Raw genomic sequence first — 14,987 nt, 5'->3', positions numbered from 1 at the left:
GGGCTCGGTTCTTCCTTGCAAGCGTTAGAAACGTCAATTTCGTGACGCTGTCAACGCCGCCAACCGGGAATCTACAAGGCTTCGCGAATATTTTTGACGAATACGGCTTAGAATGGACCGCGGGGTCAAACTTATCGCCGATCTCTCAGGGTATTTTTGACAATTCAGTCAAATATTACTTTCCGAGCCGTTCCCGCAGCGCGTCCAACACCGCCGAGCGCGACTCGAACACATAGTCCGGACGCGACACCGTGACCGGTTCCACCCCCGCCGCCCCCAGCGCCGCGGCGGCCTCGAACAGGTCGGCCGTCGCCAGCAGCGCGCCGTTGGCCCGGCGCGCGCCCTGGCCGACGAACGGCGCCACCGCCGCCTGGCCGGCGGCGTCCTGCTCGGCGGGCCAGACCAGGGTCGCCAGGGTGCGGGCCCGGCCCTTGGCCTCGACCACCGACAGCAGGCGACGCAGGCTGTCCGTCTGGTCGTCGGTCCACGGCGTAACCAGCGAGGCGGTCAGCTGAGCCTGGCTCTTGAGGATCACCCCGTCGGTCAGGATCTTCAGGCCGTTGGCCGCCAGGGTCGCGCCGGTGGTGGTGATGTCGACCACCAGTTCGGCCACGCCCGCCGCCGGGGCGCCCTCGGTGGCGCCGCTGCTCTCGACGATGCGGTAGTCGGCGACGCCATGGCGGGCGAAGAAGGCCCGGGTCTGGGTGACATATTTAGTCGCCACCCGCAGGCGGCGGCCGGTCCTGGCCAGGTGCGCGTGCCCGACATCGTCGATGTCGGCCATGGTGTCGACGTCCAGCCAGCTCTTGGGGGCGGTGACCACCAGGTCGGCCCGGCCGAAGCCCAGGGCCCGCAGCAGCATCACCCGGCTGTCCATGTCCTCACCGCGCTCGCGCAGCAGGTCCTCGCCGGTGACGCCCAGGTGCAGTTCGCCGTTGTCCAGGCCGGCGGCGATGTCGCCGGCCGACAGCAGCCGCACCGAGACGCCCGGCAGGCCCGACAGCCCGGCCGAATAGCCGCGCGCGCCGCCCGACATCTCCAGCTTGAAGCCGCATTCGGCCAGCCAGGCCTCGACCTGTTCCTTGAGCCGCCCCTTCGAGGGGATGGCGAAGATCATCGGCGTGTCGGTCATTCGCCGTCTCCCGCATAGGCACGGGCCGGGCGCACCATGCAGCCCACCGCCCCCGTCCTGGTCTCGGCCCCCAGCCGCGCGAGCAGGCCGTCGTAGCGGCCGCCGGCGGCGACCGGGCGTTCGTCGCCGAGGGCGGCGCTGCGCACCTCGAACAGGAAGCCGTCGTAATAGCCGAACGATCGCCCGAAGGCGGCGCTCAGCGTGATGCGGTCCAGCGGCACGTCCAGATCGCGCATCCGGTCCAGCCGGGCGTTCCAGGCGGCCGTGGCCCTCTCCAGGGGACGTGGACTGCGGCCGGCCAGTTCCCGGATCTCGCCCAGGACCTGGAACGGATGGCCGCTGACCGCCAGATAGGCCCGCACCCGGTCGGCCTGTTCGGGACTCAGGCGGCCGGCCATCGCCTTTTGCGAACGCTCGACCAGGCGCAGGGCGATCTCGGCCGGGCGACGGCCGCCGACCGGTTCGATGCCGGCCAGGGCCCACAGCTCCTGCAGCACCTCGACGGCCTCGGTCTCGGGCATCTGGGTCAGCATGAACGCCAGGCGGCTCGGCTCGGCCAGCGGCAGTTCGGTGTCCTCGCCGTCCAGCTCGCGCTTCATCAGCCGCGGATGGGCGAAGGCGCGCTTGAGCCGCGCCGCCAGCATGTTGGGCAGGGCCAGGCTGTCGACGAACGCCGAGAACAGCGAGATGTCGCCGATGATGATCGACAGGTCGTCGCGCCCGCCGGCCAAGGCGCTGCGCCAGGTCATGGCGGTGATCTCGGCGTCGGCCATGATCGGGTCGGAGCCCTCGAAGGCCTCGATGCCGATCTGCAGGAACTCCTCGGCCCGATCGCTGCCGCGCGGCGCGACGCGGAAGGCCTTGCCGTCATAATAGTAGCGGCCGGCCTGGGCGCCCCCGTGGTTCTGAGCCTCCAGATGCTGGCGGGCGACCGCCACGGTGAAGTCGGGACGCAGGCAGGCCTCTTCGCCGCTGTCGCCGGCCGAGACGGCGAACAGTCGCGAGCGCATGGCCTCGCCGGCGAAGTCGAGGATCAGGCTCAGCGGCTGCAGCACCGGCACGTCGATGGGCGTGGGGCTGTAGGCCGTCAGCGGCGCGCGGATTGCGTCGAGCGCCTCCGCCGGGATGGAACGCTCGAGCCTCATCTTACCCCTCGATGATCTTGCGGACGGCGGCGACCAGTTCGCCGCGCGGAATGGTCTGCTGCCCGGGCCGCTCGGCCTTCCAGGCGGCGTTGTCGGCGACGCCCGAGGCCAGCTCGCGGCCCAGGTCGAGGTCCTTGATCGTCACCGTGCCGGCCGCGATCTCGTCGCCGCCCAGCATGATGGCGGCCGGGGCCATGCGGCGGTCGGCATATTTCATCTGCGGCCGCATGCCCGACGACCCGAGATAGACCTCGGCCGGAACCCCCGCGTTGCGCAGCTCAGTGGCGACGGCGAAATATTCGCCCATGTGGGCCTGGTCGAAGGCGATGATCACCACCGGCCCGCGCGCCTCGCCGCCCGGCTCGCGCCCCGCCGCCCGCAGCGCCGCCGCCAGGCGCGAGACGCCGAACGAGAAGCCGGTGGCCGGGGTCTGCTGGCCGGTGAACCGCGCCACCAGGTCGTCATAGCGCCCGCCGCCGCCGATCGAGCCGAACGACACGCTCGCGCCCTTGTCGTCCGTGGTCGACAGCAGCAGCTCGGCCTCGAACACCGCGCCGGTATAGTATTCCAGTCCACGGACGATCGAAGGCTCGAACAGCGCCTGGTCGTCGGCGACGCCCAGGCTCTTGAGCGCCGCGTCGATCCGGGCCAGCTCCTCCAGCCCCTCGTCGCCCTCGGCCGAGCCGCCGATGACGTTGGCGATCTTGGCCAGGGTGTCGGAGCGGCCACCGGAACCGGCCTGGACGAAGTCCAGCACCGCGTCGATCGACTTGCCCACCAGGCCCGCGCCCTTGGTGAAGGCGCCGCTGTCGTCCAGCCGGCCCTCGCCCAGCAGCAGGCGCACGCCCTCGACGCCCAGGCGGTCCAGCTTGTCGACGGCCCGCAGGACGCCCAGCTTCTGGCCGCCCGTCTCGACGCCGGCGGCGGTCAGCAGGCCGTTGAGCAGCTTGCGGTTGTTGATCTTCAGCACCGCCGCGCCGCGCGGCAGGCCGGCGGCTTGCAGGCCCTCGACGGCCATGGCGATGATCTCGGCGTCGGCTTCCGGACGGGCCGAGCCGACGGTGTCGGCGTCGCACTGGATGAATTCGCGGTACCGCCCCGGACCCGGCTTCTCGTTGCGCCAGACGGGGCCGTAGGCGTAGCGGCGGAACGGCTTGGCCAGGGTCTCCCAGTTCTGGGCGGCGAAGCGGGCCAGGGGCGCGGTCAGGTCGTAGCGCAGCGCCATCCACTGGTCGTCGTCGTCCTGCAGGGCGAAGACGCCCTCGTTGGGACGGTCGGCGTCGGGCAGGAACTTGCCCAGGGCGTCGGCATATTCGAAGGCCCCGGTGTCCAGCGCCTCGAAGCCGTAGCGCTCGTAGACGGCCGACACCGCTTCCAGGATGGCGCGCTCGGCGCGCAGGTCGCGGGCCCGCTTGTCGGCGAAACCGCGGGGGTTGCGGGCTTCGGGGCGGAAGGTGGCCCCAGAGGTGTTTTGGTCGGTCATGGCGCTACGTCGGGTCCTGGAAGCAAGGTCTCGACGGATGGCGCTCGTGCGAAGCCCCATCCGCCTTGGGCGGGGCTGCGGCTAGGGTCGCTTAGTGCGTGCGAACCCGGCCGATCCCGCGAGGCGAGGTCGGATGATGGTGGCGGCTGTGATGGTGCGGCTGGCGGGTCATCGGCGGGGGCTATAGCGCAGGCGCGGACGAGAGGCTAGGGGGCCGGCGCCGGACGGCCGATCCCGCCCGCCGGCCTAGAAGGACGACACCAGCCACCGGCGCCGACCAAGATCTTTCGATCAGTCCCAAACACCAGGATGAGAGCACTGATTTCGCGGACCCGTTCAGCAGCACTCAACCGTACATTCAAATAATTATCCACAGGACAACATGGACGCCGTGTAATGATATCTTCGAAGTAATCTACCTTTCCACCTTGTAACTTGAGATGAACGGCCCCGGTCGGCAAACCCTTGGACATCCTGAGGGGGACACCGATGACCAAGACCATTCTGCTGGCGACCGCCGCCACCTTCATCGCCGCCGGCGCGGCCTTCGCGGCCGACGCGCCGCAGGTGGCCCGCACGCCGGTCCCCACCGGTCCGACCAGCCAGGCCCCGCTGGACGACGCCAGCCAGCGCGGCGTCCTGGTCTTCACCCCCGACTTCTTCGCCGCCCAGCGCCCCAACACCGCCCTCGACATGGTCGACCGCGTGCCGGGCTTCACCACCGACGACGGCACGGGCGCGCGCGGCTTCGAGGGCGCGGTCGGCAACATCCTGATCAACAACAACCGCCCGGCCTCGAAGAACGACGCCGGCACCGACGTGCTGGAGCGGACCCCGGCCGACAAGGTCGAGCGCATCGAGCTGATCCGCGGCGGCGCGCCCGGCATCGACATGCAGGGCTATTCGGTGGTCGTGAACGTGATCCTGAAGAAGGGCGCCAGCCGCCAGCAGGTGGCGACCTGGAACGCGTCCCTGTTCAACGGCAACCACGACGTCTACGGCGGCAGCTACCAGTTCACCGCCACCAACGGCGACCGCACCTGGGGCGTGCTGCTGAGCGACGGCACCAGCACCAGCGACTCCAACGGCGTGGGCCGCTCGATCACGCGGGACTCGGCGGGCGTGCACGACGCGGCCTACGCCAACGACGGCTGGGGCGGCAGCGACTCCGTCCGCCTCAACTATTCGGGACCGGTGGCCGGCGGCAAGCTGGAGGCCACGGGCCAGTACGGCGTCCATGACTGGCAGGAGTGGCAGACGATAGGCGCCGACGCCGACCTGAACCGCAGCGACTACGCCGAGGACACCCGGTCGGGCGAGCTGGGCCTGACCTGGATCCGGCCGCTCAAGCCGCGCTGGACGCTGGAAACCCGGCTGATCCACCAGTTCGAGCACTTCGACGAGGTCGCGACCGCCGGCGAGACCGTGGGCGGCGTCGCCAAGCCGCTGGCGCGGTTCACGGCCAAGGGCGACTCCTCGGAATCGATCCTGCGCGCCCTGGTCCGCCACGAACACTCGGCCGCCCTGACCCTCGAGGCCGGCGGCGAGGTCGCCTACAACATGCTCGACACCCGGCAGGCCTTCACCCGGGGCGGGGCGGCGGTCGACCTGCCCAGCGCCTCGGTCAAGGTCGAGGAACTGCGCGGCGAGACCTTCGCCAAGGGCGCCTGGCGGGTCAGCCCCAAGCTGACCCTGGAGGGCGGCCTGCGACTGGAGACCTCGACGATCAGCCAGTCGGGCGACGCCAATCTGGAGAAGAGCTTCTTTTACGCCAAGCCGCGCTTCCAGGCGACCTGGACGCCCAAGGCCAACAACCAGCTGCGCCTGCGCTTCGAGCGCGAACTGGGCCAGCTCGACTTCGGCGACTTCGCCGCCTCGGCCGAACTGGACAACGGCGCCGTCTATGGCGGCAATGTCGACCTGGCCCCCGAACAGCGCTGGATCTCGGAACTGACCTACGAGCGCCGGTTCTGGGGCGAGGGCATCGTCTCGATCGGCTACCGCCACGACCAGATCATCGGCGTCATCGACCGCCTGCCCGTGGGCGACGACCTGGCGGCGACGGGCAATATCGGCGACGGCACGCTGGACCGCCTGTCGCTGAACATCGTGGTGCCGACCGACAGGCTGGGGATCAAGGGCGGCCGCTTCACCTTCAAGAACGACTGGAACGAGACCCACGTCACCGACCCGACCACCGGCCGCGACCGCCCGATCTCCGACATTCGCCCCACCCAGGCCAATATCGGCTTCCAGCAGGACCTGACGCGCTGGAAGACCCAGTGGGGGATCAACTGGCTGCCGCTGCTGGGCGAGGGCGCCTACGACCCCGACCAGACCAACACCTGGCGCGGCGCCGGCTATCTGGAAGGCTTCGTCGAGTACAAACCCGCCGCCAACCTGTCGATCCGCGCCCAGCTCAACGTCTGGGACGACTTCACCATCCGCCGGGTGGGCTATGCCGACCGCAAGACACGGACGGTGGCGTTCGTGGAGGACCGGGATATTAATCCGCGGACGTTCGTGACGGTGAAGGTGAGGAGGACGTTTTGAGGGGGCGCGGGCGGCGCTACGGTTAGGATGATTGCTTCGTTCTCGGCGGTTTCAGGTTGTCGAGAACGCGCCGAAGGCTGATCGGGATGTAAGTGCAGGGGGTGCTGGCCATCGGCGCAAGGTAGTGGCTCCTGGGCTCCAGCTGCTTCTCGAAGCCGTGGCACCAGTTGAGCGAATTGTAGAAATCGCGGTCAAGATACAAGTCCGCTGGTGCGTGTTCGCCGTTGCGGATTGAAGTTCGCGCCGCCGCCTCGATGGCCTGCAACTGCGCGAATGGCAGGCCGAGGCTGTTGAGCGACACATGGTTGCCACTCACCGACACATGCATCAGCTGATCGTGGAAGAAGGCGTTCTGTCCTTGTGTCGCGACGGCGTAAATCTTGAGTCCTAGGACGTCGCTATAGGCGTCGGCGATCAGAGGCAGCACTCGCAGGATCTGCTCCGGTTCATAGGTGTAGTTGACCTCAGAGTCCCAGGTGCCGACTGACCAATGGCTTTTGAGCAGCAGGCTATCGGCGAAGGAGACGAAGGCGATCGTCGGATGGTCCGCCGCGATAGCGTCGATCCGCGCCGCCAAGTCTGCCAATCGATCCGCAGTTAGGCAGCCGTCCGCCAGCGCCGCCTTGACGCCGATGGCGTCCACCAAAGCGAAGGCGCAGTTGGAGCGCAGGTGAAGCGCTTGAAGCCAATCGCTCTTGACGAAAATCCGTGGCTTCTCGTCTATGGTTTGGCAGCCGACGCACATGACGAACGCTGACGTGGGGAGATACACCCGCATCTCATGAAAGCGAGTGTGGATGTTAGGGTACCATGACAGCTCGACCCCAGCCGGTGTCGCACTCCGGGCGGCGGCATAGCTGATGTAGCCGACGTTCTCATACCTACCACCCGACAAACACGTCCGCAGGGCCTCAGCGTACTGAGCCATCCAAATCTCGTCCATGAGATAGATGTCCCGGTCCATCGGGACCTCGTTGATCGCGTAGATTTCGATCTCGTCGTCTTCGAACATGGCGGGCGTTCCCGTTTGGTCGGGCGGGAGAGGCTCAAGAGGCGAGCAAGAGCCCACTGATGCGATGCGTCAATAGCGTAGCTTCAGGGCCGGATCGACGCTGAATGGCGGAAACCACGGCCCGTGGCGCATGGCGTTCATCAACCGCCAGTACATGCCGTGGGCAACGCCGGCCTGAAGTCCGTCAGGCGCATCGAAGGTGTAGAACTCCTCGAATCTCCCGCGCGGCTCTCTGCGGTACGACCGGGCAAACTCCGGCTGCAGATAGGCGTAAATCGTCAGTCGGATCTCGTTGAGGAACTCGGCGATCGTCGAGGCGTGGTAGGAGAAGAGGTGAGTGTAGAGCCACTCTTCGAAGACCGGAAGTTCAAGATAGAGTGAACCTTCATCGACTTGGTGGCCGTGTTGGGCAAGCAGGTTTCGAAGGTGTTGGATGCGGCCTTCCAGCCGCGAGAAATTATGCTTCGACATATCGGCGATGATCTGGAGCATCAATATTCGCGAGATCGTCATGTCGAACTCGATATCGAGGCCGGACAGCCAGACGCCTTCGCAGGTTAGATCGGCGTCGAGCCAGACCGAGAAGGCCTCCGTCGCCTTGGCGAGCGCTTGCGCGTCCTTCCCGATCTGCGGGCGAGATCCGATAGCGGCGAGATATCGAAGATAGGTCTTTTGGGAGCCGGGGTCGTTGTGTGCCGCGCGCGTCAAACCAAAGGGCGGAGGCCTGTCGCCGCGCGCTTGCGGTTGAGACAGGAAGTCGCCCAGCAGGATCGCGAAGACTCGTTTGTGCGATGACGACTTGAACCACAGGTTGGTCGCCCGGTCTGTGGTCGGATGCTCGAAAATCTCGAAGTTGACCATGTCATCGATTAGGTCGAGCGCGGCGGCCAAGACGATCGCTTCCTGCTCAATTTCGGTGAAGACGGGTCGGGTCATGCACACATGATATGGCCAGGGATCTGTTCGCGCTGTCGATAAAGCGCACGTCGGCCAGCAACGCTCACTGGATATATTGAGCGTCTGCGTTTTTGGGACGATGTCAACGCATGCTCCCGGCGTGAAATGGCCGCTGCTGCAAAGCCCTCCATCCCCTTTTCATCACGAGCACACGCCACCCCCGCCCCCAACGAATCCAAGCCTTTACGCCCCAATCACACGGGCGTATCCACAAACTTATCCTCCCCCTCCAAACCCCCCGCATAATCAGAGCTGCCCCACCGCTGGGGAGGCCGTCCAGCTGGCGACCTGACGGGCGGTGCGGGGCGGTGTCCGGCGGCCGGTTGCGCGGGGCCTGTCGGGGCGGCGCGGGAGGACGGGGGATCCGGATGGACCTTCGGTTTCCCGCCCGCCCGGCGGGAACACCCTCTCGGGGCCGAAAGACGGGCGCCACAGGCGCGGGCTGAAATCGCCCGCGCGGTCCGGACGGGGTCGCTGCCCCTCCGCCCGCCGGAGGCCTCCATCGGAGCGGGTTAAAAATCCGCGACCCGAAGGCTTTCGTCCACCGATCGCGCGGAGCGCTCCGGCTCAGGCCGAAACGGTGTTCCTACAAACTACATTCCGGGCATGGCCCGGACGCTCCGCCGCCTCCCCAGCCCGCCGGCGTCTTCCGGCGGAAGGGCGCCGCCGTGCGTCCGTGCATCGGTCGGGGACAGGCGCATGCGCCTGTCCCCAATCCCGGCCCCTTCAACCTCGCGATGGAGACTTCCGCATGAGCAAGCCCAAGCCACCCGCCAACGACCACCTGGCCGCCATGATCAACCTCGGCGCCGAGGCCCTTGATCACGACATGACCGACGAGGAACTCGACGCGCGGCTCGCCGCCGTGCGGGCCGCGCAAAGGCGGGTGCTCAAGTTGACGATGCTGCGCATGGACGAGACGGCTTTGGCCGAGCTGAACACCGAACTGGCCCGCGTGAGCGGGACCCCGTCGGCGGACGGAGAGGATTAGGCGCGGCCGGGGACAGGCGCATGCGCCTGTCCCCGATCGGGCGCGGTCCCGCAGTCAAACACCGCTCATCCCGGCGAAGGCCGGGACCCAAGCGGGTTGTCCGGACGGAGCTCTGAGCCAGGAACCGCCGATACCGCTTGGGTCCCGGCTTTCGCCGGGATGAGCGGGAGTGGGAGCGGCGGTTCTAGGCCCTAAACCTTCAACCGCGCGATCAGCGCCGCCGTCGACGGATCATGCTGACCCACCGCGCCGCTCTCCAGCTCGGGCAGGATCCGCCCGGCCATCACCTTGCCCAGCTCGACGCCCCACTGGTCGAAGCTGTTGACGCCCCAGATCACCCCCTCGACGAAGGTCTTGTGCTCGTAGAGGGCGATCAGGGCCCCGAAGGTCTGGGGCGTCAGGCGGTCGAGCACCACCATCGTCGACGGACGGTTGCCGGCGAAGGTGCGTTGCGGAGCCAACGTGGCGATCTCGGACTCCGGCACGCCCTTGGCGACCAGCTCGGCGCGGACGTCCTCCGTCGAGCGGCCGACCATCAGCGCCTCGGCCTGGGCCAGGACGTTGGACAGCAGCTTCTCGTGCATGCCGGCCGGGCCCTCGTCGGACTTGGCCAGGGCGATGAACTCCAGCGGCGTGATGTCGGTCCCCTGGTGCATGCACTGGAAATAGGCGTGCTGGACGTTGGTGCCCTCGTCGCCGAACACCACCGTCGCCGTGCCGCGCTTGACCGGCAGGCCGTCGGGGCCGACCGACTTGCCGTTGCTCTCCATCTCCAGCTGCTGGAGGAACGAGGCCAGGCGGCGCAGGCGGTGGGAATAGGGCACCACCGAGCGGGCCCGGCGGTCCAGGCCGTTGCGGTTGAAGACCTGGGCCAGGGCGATCAGCACCGCGGCGTTCTTCTCCAGCGGCGCGGTGGCGAAGTGGGCGTCCATGGCGGCGGCGCCTTGCAGAAAGCCCTCGAACGCCTCCCAGCCGCAGGCCACGGCCACCGACAGGCTGACCGACGACCACAGCGAATAGCGGCCGCCGACCCAGTCCCAGAAGCCGAACACGCGGTCGTCGGCGACGCCGAAGGCGGCGGTCTTGTCCAGGGCGGTCGAGATGGCGGCCAGGTGGGCGTTGGCGCCCTCTTCGCCCAGGGCCGCCGCCAGCCAGGCGCGGGCCGCCGTGGCGTTGGTCAGGGTCTCCTGGGTGGTGAAGGTCTTGGAGACCACGATCACCAGGGTCTGTTCGGGGTCGAGGTCGGCGGTGGTCAGGGCGAACTCGGCCCCGTCGACATTGGCCACGAAGCGCAGGTCGATGCCGGGCTTGATCGGCCGCAGGGCGTCCCACAGCAGCCGGGGGCCAAGGTCGGAGCCGCCGATGCCGATGTGCAGGATGGCCGTGAACGGCTTGCCGGTGGCGCCCTTGATCTGGCCCGAGCGCACGGCGTCGGCGAAGGCCTTCATCCGGACACGGACGGCCTCGACCTCGGCCATCACCGGGACGCCGCCGGCCTTGACGTCGGCGTCCTTGGCGGCGCGCAGGGCGGTGTGCAGGACGGCGCGGCCCTCCGAGCCGTTGATCGGCTCGCCGGCCAGCATCCGGGCCCGGGCGCCCTCGACGTCGGCGGCGTGGGCCAGGTCGAGCGCGGCCTCCAGGCCGGCCTCGTCCCAGGCCTGTTTGCTGAGGTCGATGTGCAGGCCGGCGACATCCAGCGTAAGCGCTGTGAGCCTTCCAGGCTCGGCGTCGAACATCTCGACGATGCGCTTTTCGCCGGCGGCCTTGGCGGCGGCTTCCAGGCGGGTCCAGGCGGCGTCGAGATCGGCCATGCGGGCGTTCCTTTTGGTGAAGGTGGTAAATCGGCGTTTACCCGGGCGGGCTTACCAAACGGATGCCGCCGCGTCATGAAGACCAATGACGTTTTTCGCGGGGAGAACAGCATGTCCTGCAGCGCCGTCGCCTTTTCCGCCTTCCTGTGGCTGGCTTCGACCAGTTCCGCGCCAGTCGATGTCGCCCCGTCGCCCGCCGTCGCCCCCTCGGCCTTGGGCGCCCCGGCCTCGGTGGCGTCCGAGCCGCTGTTCGCCGACATCGTCAAGCGGGCGGGCGGGCTGAAGGCCCAGGCCGAGGCCTATCGCAAGGGCCTGCCGAGCGATCCGACGGCGGCCGCGACGCCGCTGAAGGGCTTCGAGGGCTTCGGCGCCGCGATCGGCGCGCTGTCGGCGCTCGACATGAAGGGCCATGTGACGCTGAAAGAGCGCGGGGCGGTCGATGACCTCAAATGCATCCTGCGCGGCATCAGCCAGGACCTGCCCGAAAAGCTCGGCGCCGTGGGCGCGGCCAAGACCGTCAAGGACCAGGACCAGGCTCTGCGCGACATGGTCTATCTGCTCAACGACAATGTCGAAGTGATCACCGCCCCGCCGACCCCGCCGGCCTAGGGGCCTTGCGTCCTTCGAGGCTCGGCTGCGCCTCGCACCTCAGGATGAGGAAATCAGCAGCAACAAGATTCCTCATCCTGAGGCGCCCGCGCAGCGGGCCTCGAAGGACGCACCGGGCCGTCACGACTTCGCCATCGACGCCCGCTAGGGCAAAGCTTGCCGTCCGAGAAGACCAGACCTTGAACACTCGATTTCCCGCCATGTCGCCAAAGTCCAAGACCCTCTCCGCCCTCGCGCTGGCCCTGGCCCTCGCCGCCTGCACGACGGAGACCAAGACCACGGTCTTCGTGCCGGTCGTCGCCCCGGTCCCGCCCAGCTCGCTGACGCCGCAGCCGGTGATGCTGTTCAACCAGACCAAGGACGGCCGCAAGCTGTTCACGCTGGACGCCGAGTTCCCCTACTGCGACGCCGAGACCGGCAAGCTGATCGTCGTGCCGCGCTGGTACGTCACCGACTTCGCCAGCGTGCCCTGGTACGGCCAGGGCTTCGTCGACCCGCAGGGGCCGACGGCGCGGGCGGCCATCGTCCACGACTGGCTCTACACGATCGGCGAGCCCGGCAAGCGCGAGGAGGCCGACGCCATCTTCCTGCGGGCGATGCTGAAATACGGCGTGCCGCCGTTCCAGGCCAAGATCGCCTACCAGGCGGTGCGGGTCGGCGGCGACAAGGGTTACGGCCTGCCCACCGACTGGCGGTTCACCGACCCCAAGCGCCAGGACCAGCTCCAGCCGCCGCCGTTCGCCAAGCCGAGGACGGGGGCGGTGCGGACCCTGCCGCGCTGCCAGGGCTTCGGCGCCCTGATCCAGACCGGCTGGCGGGCCTATCCGATCGCGGCTCCGGTCATCGCCGCCCCGCCCCCGGTGGTGGTGACCCGCACGCCGCTCGACCAGGTCAAGGCCCGGCTGCCGTTCGGCGGCGACAAGAAGAAGTAGGTCCTCCCCCTGTGGGGGAGGTGTCGGCGGAGCCGACGGTGGGGGGAGTGATACGGCTCCGACCACGCCCAGGATCGACGATCCTACGACTCCCCCCACCGATCGCCGCGCGATCGCCTCCCCTACGGGGGGAGGAATTACCCCTTCGCCGCCTTCTCCACCGCCTCGATCACCAAGCCCTCGGTCAGCAGCTGCGGCAGGATCACCGGCTCGCCGCCGCCCTTCGGATAGACCAGGTACAGCGGCACCCCGGCCCGGCCATGCTCGGCCAGGGCGGCGGCGATGACCGCGTCGCGTTTGGTCCAGTCGGCGCGCAGCAGCACGGCGTTGCTGGTCTTGAAGGCGTCGGCCAGGCGCTGGCCCTTCAGGGCCGCGCCTTCATTGACCTTGCAGGTCACGCACCAGTCGGCGGTGAAGTCGACCATCACCACCTTGCCCTCGGCTTGCAGGGCGGCGACGCGTTCGGGACTCCAGGGCTCGGCGGCCAAGCCGGGGCCGGACGGGGCGGTCTCCGCAACGGAGGACGGCGCGGCGGCGGGCGCGGCGCGGGCCGCGACCACCACCAGGGCGATGGCGGCCACCAGCGACAGGGCGGCCAGGACGAACGGAACCACCGCGCCCTTGCCCTCGATCCGCCGCGCCTGGGCCAGGCCGTAGAGCCAGGCGGTGAAGGCGGTCAGCACGGCGGCGGCCAGGATCAGGGCCAGCGGGATCGACCCGGTCTGCTGGCTGAACACCCAGGCCAGCCAGGCGGCGGTGGCGTACATCGGGAAGGCCAGGCCCTTCTTCAGCACGTCCATCCATGGGCCGGGACGCGGCAGGCGGGCCAGGAGGCCGGGAATGAAGGCCAGCAGCACGAAGGGCGCGGCGAAGCCCAAAGCCAGGCCCAGGAACACCGCCAGGGCCAGCAGGGGCGGCTGGGTCAGGGCGTAGCCCAAGGCCCCGGCCATGAACGGCGCGGTGCACGGCGCGGCCACCACCACGGCCAGGGCCCCGGTCAGGAACGAACCGCCGACACCGTCGCCGCTCGCGCCCGACCCCACGCCCTGCACCGAGGCGCCGACCTCGAACACGCCCGACATGTTCAGGGCGACCAGCAGCATCAGCAGCGACAGGGCGGCGACCACTGGCGGCGATTGCAGCTGGAAGCCCCAGCCCACGGCGTCGCCGCCGGCCCGCACGGCGATCAGCAGGCCGGCCAGGGCCAGGAAGGTGACGACCACGCCCGCCAGGAAGGCCAGGCCCTGGACCCGGGTCTTGCCGGCGTCGTGGGCATGGGCGGTCAGGCTGGCGGCCTTCATCGACAGGATCGGGAACACGCACGGCATCAGGTTGAGGATCAGCCCGCCCAGGAAGGCGAAGGCCACGGCCAGCGGCAGGCCCAGGCTCGCCCCGGCGGCCTTGGCCGGCGCGCCCAGCCCCTGGGCGCCGGGCGGGATCGCGCCCGCCGTGGCGGTGACCTCATAGGCCGCGCCGTTCAGGGCCAGCACGCCCGACAGCTGCGTCGGCGGCGTGCCCTGCGTGAAGTCGTAGCCCGGGGTCAGCGACAGGGTCAGGCCCTCGGGGCCGCGCTCGATCGCCTGCTCGGGCGGATGCTCGATGACCTTGCCGGAATAGGGGTAGAAGAACGCCCCGCTGAGGTCGGCGCCCTTCAGGGGCGCGCCGGTCACGGCCAGCTTCAGCACGCCGCCTTGCAGGTTGAACACCGCCTTCAGCCCGGCCGATTTGGGCGCCTTGGCCAGGGTTTCGGCGACCTTGGCGCCCCAGGCCGGGTCGGTCGCCGGCATGCCCGCGACCACCGGCAGGGTCAGGGTGACGACGGCGTCCTCGGGCACGCAGACCTGTTCGCAGACCAGGAAGGCGGCGGCCGCCTTCAGGGTGACGACCGAGCCCGCCTGGGCGTCGGCCGGCACGGTGATCGGCACCGGCAGCAGCACCTCGCCGGTATAGGCGAAGTCGAGCAGCGGCCCGACCCGGCTCTTTTCCGGGGTGGGCCAGACGATGTCGCCGGCCGTCCAGCCGGGCGGCAGGGTCCAGACGATGCGGGTGGCGTCGCCTGCGTCGCCGGGATTGCGCCAATAGGTGTGCCAGCCGGGCTGGATCTTCTGGCGCAGGGCCACGAACACCGTCGCGCCGGGGGCGGCGCCGGCCTCCTGGGCCACCAGCTCGACCTCGATGTGGCCGGTCTGGACGGGCGCCGCCAGGGCCTTGCCGGGCAGGAGAGGCGCGCCGAGGGCGAGGGCGACGACCAGCGCCGGAAGGACGGAAAACAGCCGACGAAGGAGCATGAACGGGTTCCGGGCGCGGTCTAGGCGTGCGGAAGACACATGACCCCTCCGCGCGCTCTCGACAATGGCCAAGC

Annotated in this window: 11 protein-coding genes and 1 pseudogene; 5 read left to right on the top strand and 7 right to left on the bottom strand. The window is 69.1% G+C overall.

The window, feature by feature from the left end; translation table 11 throughout:
- Positions 1-175 precede the first annotated feature (175 nt).
- From hisG to hisS, 3 genes are read right to left on the bottom strand one after another with little or no spacing between them, the layout of a single operon-like run.
- On the bottom strand, positions 176-1,132 hold the full coding sequence (gene hisG / locus ASD79_RS11040) for an ATP phosphoribosyltransferase (RefSeq protein WP_056721463.1): 957 nt from the start codon (positions 1,130-1,132) through the stop codon (positions 176-178).
- On the bottom strand, positions 1,129-2,277 hold the full coding sequence (locus tag ASD79_RS11035) for an ATP phosphoribosyltransferase regulatory subunit (RefSeq protein ID WP_056721461.1): 1,149 nt from the start codon (positions 2,275-2,277) through the stop codon (positions 1,129-1,131). Before ASD79_RS11035 ends, hisG begins: the two co-directional genes overlap by 4 nt.
- 1 nt (position 2,278) lies before the next feature.
- Entirely contained in the window at positions 2,279-3,760 is a 1,482-nt protein-coding gene (gene hisS, locus ASD79_RS11030) for a histidine--tRNA ligase (protein WP_056721459.1), read from the bottom strand.
- A 489-nt stretch (positions 3,761-4,249) separates the two neighbouring features.
- Between hisS and ASD79_RS11025 the strand changes: the two genes are divergently transcribed.
- Positions 4,250-6,313: a TonB-dependent siderophore receptor gene (locus tag ASD79_RS11025; protein ID WP_056721457.1), complete on the top strand. Its 2,064-nt coding sequence runs from the start codon at positions 4,250-4,252 to the stop codon at positions 6,311-6,313.
- A 22-nt stretch (positions 6,314-6,335) separates the two neighbouring features.
- On the opposite strand, the gene ASD79_RS11020 is transcribed toward ASD79_RS11025, so the two are convergent.
- Both ASD79_RS11020 and ASD79_RS11015 read right to left on the bottom strand, forming a co-directional pair.
- Positions 6,336-7,325, bottom strand: a complete 990-nt coding sequence (locus ASD79_RS11020) for a hypothetical protein (RefSeq protein WP_056721455.1) — start codon at positions 7,323-7,325, stop codon at positions 6,336-6,338.
- Positions 7,326-7,394: 69 nt separating this feature from the next.
- The gene (locus tag ASD79_RS11015; RefSeq protein ID WP_056721454.1) at positions 7,395-8,261 is read right to left on the bottom strand and encodes a hypothetical protein; all 867 of its coding nucleotides are present in this window, start codon (positions 8,259-8,261) and stop codon (positions 7,395-7,397) included.
- Positions 8,262-9,033: 772 nt separating this feature from the next.
- Between ASD79_RS11015 and ASD79_RS11010 the strand changes: the two genes are divergently transcribed.
- Positions 9,034-9,273 carry a hypothetical protein gene (locus tag ASD79_RS11010; RefSeq protein WP_056721451.1) on the top strand — a complete coding sequence of 80 codons (240 nt, stop codon included), beginning with the start codon at positions 9,034-9,036 and terminating at the stop codon, positions 9,271-9,273.
- A gap of 191 nt (positions 9,274-9,464) precedes the next feature.
- On the opposite strand, the gene pgi is transcribed toward ASD79_RS11010, so the two are convergent.
- Positions 9,465-11,084 carry a glucose-6-phosphate isomerase gene (gene pgi / locus ASD79_RS11005; protein WP_056721449.1) on the bottom strand — a complete coding sequence of 540 codons (1,620 nt, stop codon included), beginning with the start codon at positions 11,082-11,084 and terminating at the stop codon, positions 9,465-9,467.
- Positions 11,085-11,195: 111 nt separating this feature from the next.
- Here pgi and ASD79_RS11000 point away from each other — a divergent pair, with 111 nt between their 5' ends.
- The 3 genes and pseudogenes from ASD79_RS11000 (at position 11,196) to ASD79_RS10995 (ending at position 12,625) form a co-directional block, all read left to right on the top strand.
- Positions 11,196-11,693: a hypothetical protein gene (locus ASD79_RS11000; protein WP_056721446.1), complete on the top strand. Its 498-nt coding sequence runs from the start codon at positions 11,196-11,198 to the stop codon at positions 11,691-11,693.
- Positions 11,683-11,841, top strand: a pseudogene (locus tag ASD79_RS25060) (hypothetical protein); the annotation flags it as partial. The gene ASD79_RS11000 and the pseudogene ASD79_RS25060, both read left to right, overlap by 11 nt.
- Positions 11,842-11,893: 52 nt before the next feature.
- Positions 11,894-12,625 (top strand): DUF1353 domain-containing protein, encoded by a 732-nt coding sequence (locus ASD79_RS10995; RefSeq protein ID WP_056721444.1) that lies wholly within the window; start codon positions 11,894-11,896, stop codon positions 12,623-12,625.
- A gap of 137 nt (positions 12,626-12,762) precedes the next feature.
- On the opposite strand, the gene ASD79_RS10990 is transcribed toward ASD79_RS10995, so the two are convergent.
- Positions 12,763-14,913, bottom strand: coding sequence for a protein-disulfide reductase DsbD (locus tag ASD79_RS10990; RefSeq protein ID WP_056721442.1), 2,151 nt, complete (start codon positions 14,911-14,913; stop codon positions 12,763-12,765).
- Between the last annotated feature and the right edge of the window lie 74 nt (positions 14,914-14,987).

Source organism: Caulobacter sp. Root655 (assembly GCF_001427665.1).
Taxonomy (GTDB): domain Bacteria; phylum Pseudomonadota; class Alphaproteobacteria; order Caulobacterales; family Caulobacteraceae; genus Caulobacter.
This window is presented reverse-complemented; position numbering and strand designations above follow the sequence as displayed.

Bases quoted from the DNA above. Each gene is read 5' to 3' on its own strand.
- ASD79_RS11015 (WP_056721454.1), bottom strand. From the start codon at position 8,261: ATGACCCGACCCGTCTTCACCGAAATTGAGCAGGAAGCGATCGTCTTG.
- hisS (WP_056721459.1), bottom strand. From the start codon at position 3,760: ATGACCGACCAAAACACCTCTGGGGCCACCTTCCGCCCCGAAGCCCGC.
- ASD79_RS10990 (WP_056721442.1), bottom strand. From the start codon at position 14,913: ATGCTCCTTCGTCGGCTGTTTTCCGTCCTTCCGGCGCTGGTCGTCGCC.
- ASD79_RS11035 (WP_056721461.1), bottom strand. From the start codon at position 2,277: ATGAGGCTCGAGCGTTCCATCCCGGCGGAGGCGCTCGACGCAATCCGC.
- pgi (WP_056721449.1), bottom strand. From the start codon at position 11,084: ATGGCCGATCTCGACGCCGCCTGGACCCGCCTGGAAGCCGCCGCCAAG.
- ASD79_RS11000 (WP_056721446.1), top strand. From the start codon at position 11,196: ATGTCCTGCAGCGCCGTCGCCTTTTCCGCCTTCCTGTGGCTGGCTTCG.
- hisG (WP_056721463.1), bottom strand. From the start codon at position 1,132: ATGACCGACACGCCGATGATCTTCGCCATCCCCTCGAAGGGGCGGCTC.
- ASD79_RS11020 (WP_056721455.1), bottom strand. From the start codon at position 7,325: ATGTTCGAAGACGACGAGATCGAAATCTACGCGATCAACGAGGTCCCG.
- ASD79_RS10995 (WP_056721444.1), top strand. From the start codon at position 11,894: ATGTCGCCAAAGTCCAAGACCCTCTCCGCCCTCGCGCTGGCCCTGGCC.
- ASD79_RS11025 (WP_056721457.1), top strand. From the start codon at position 4,250: ATGACCAAGACCATTCTGCTGGCGACCGCCGCCACCTTCATCGCCGCC.
- ASD79_RS11010 (WP_056721451.1), top strand. From the start codon at position 9,034: ATGAGCAAGCCCAAGCCACCCGCCAACGACCACCTGGCCGCCATGATC.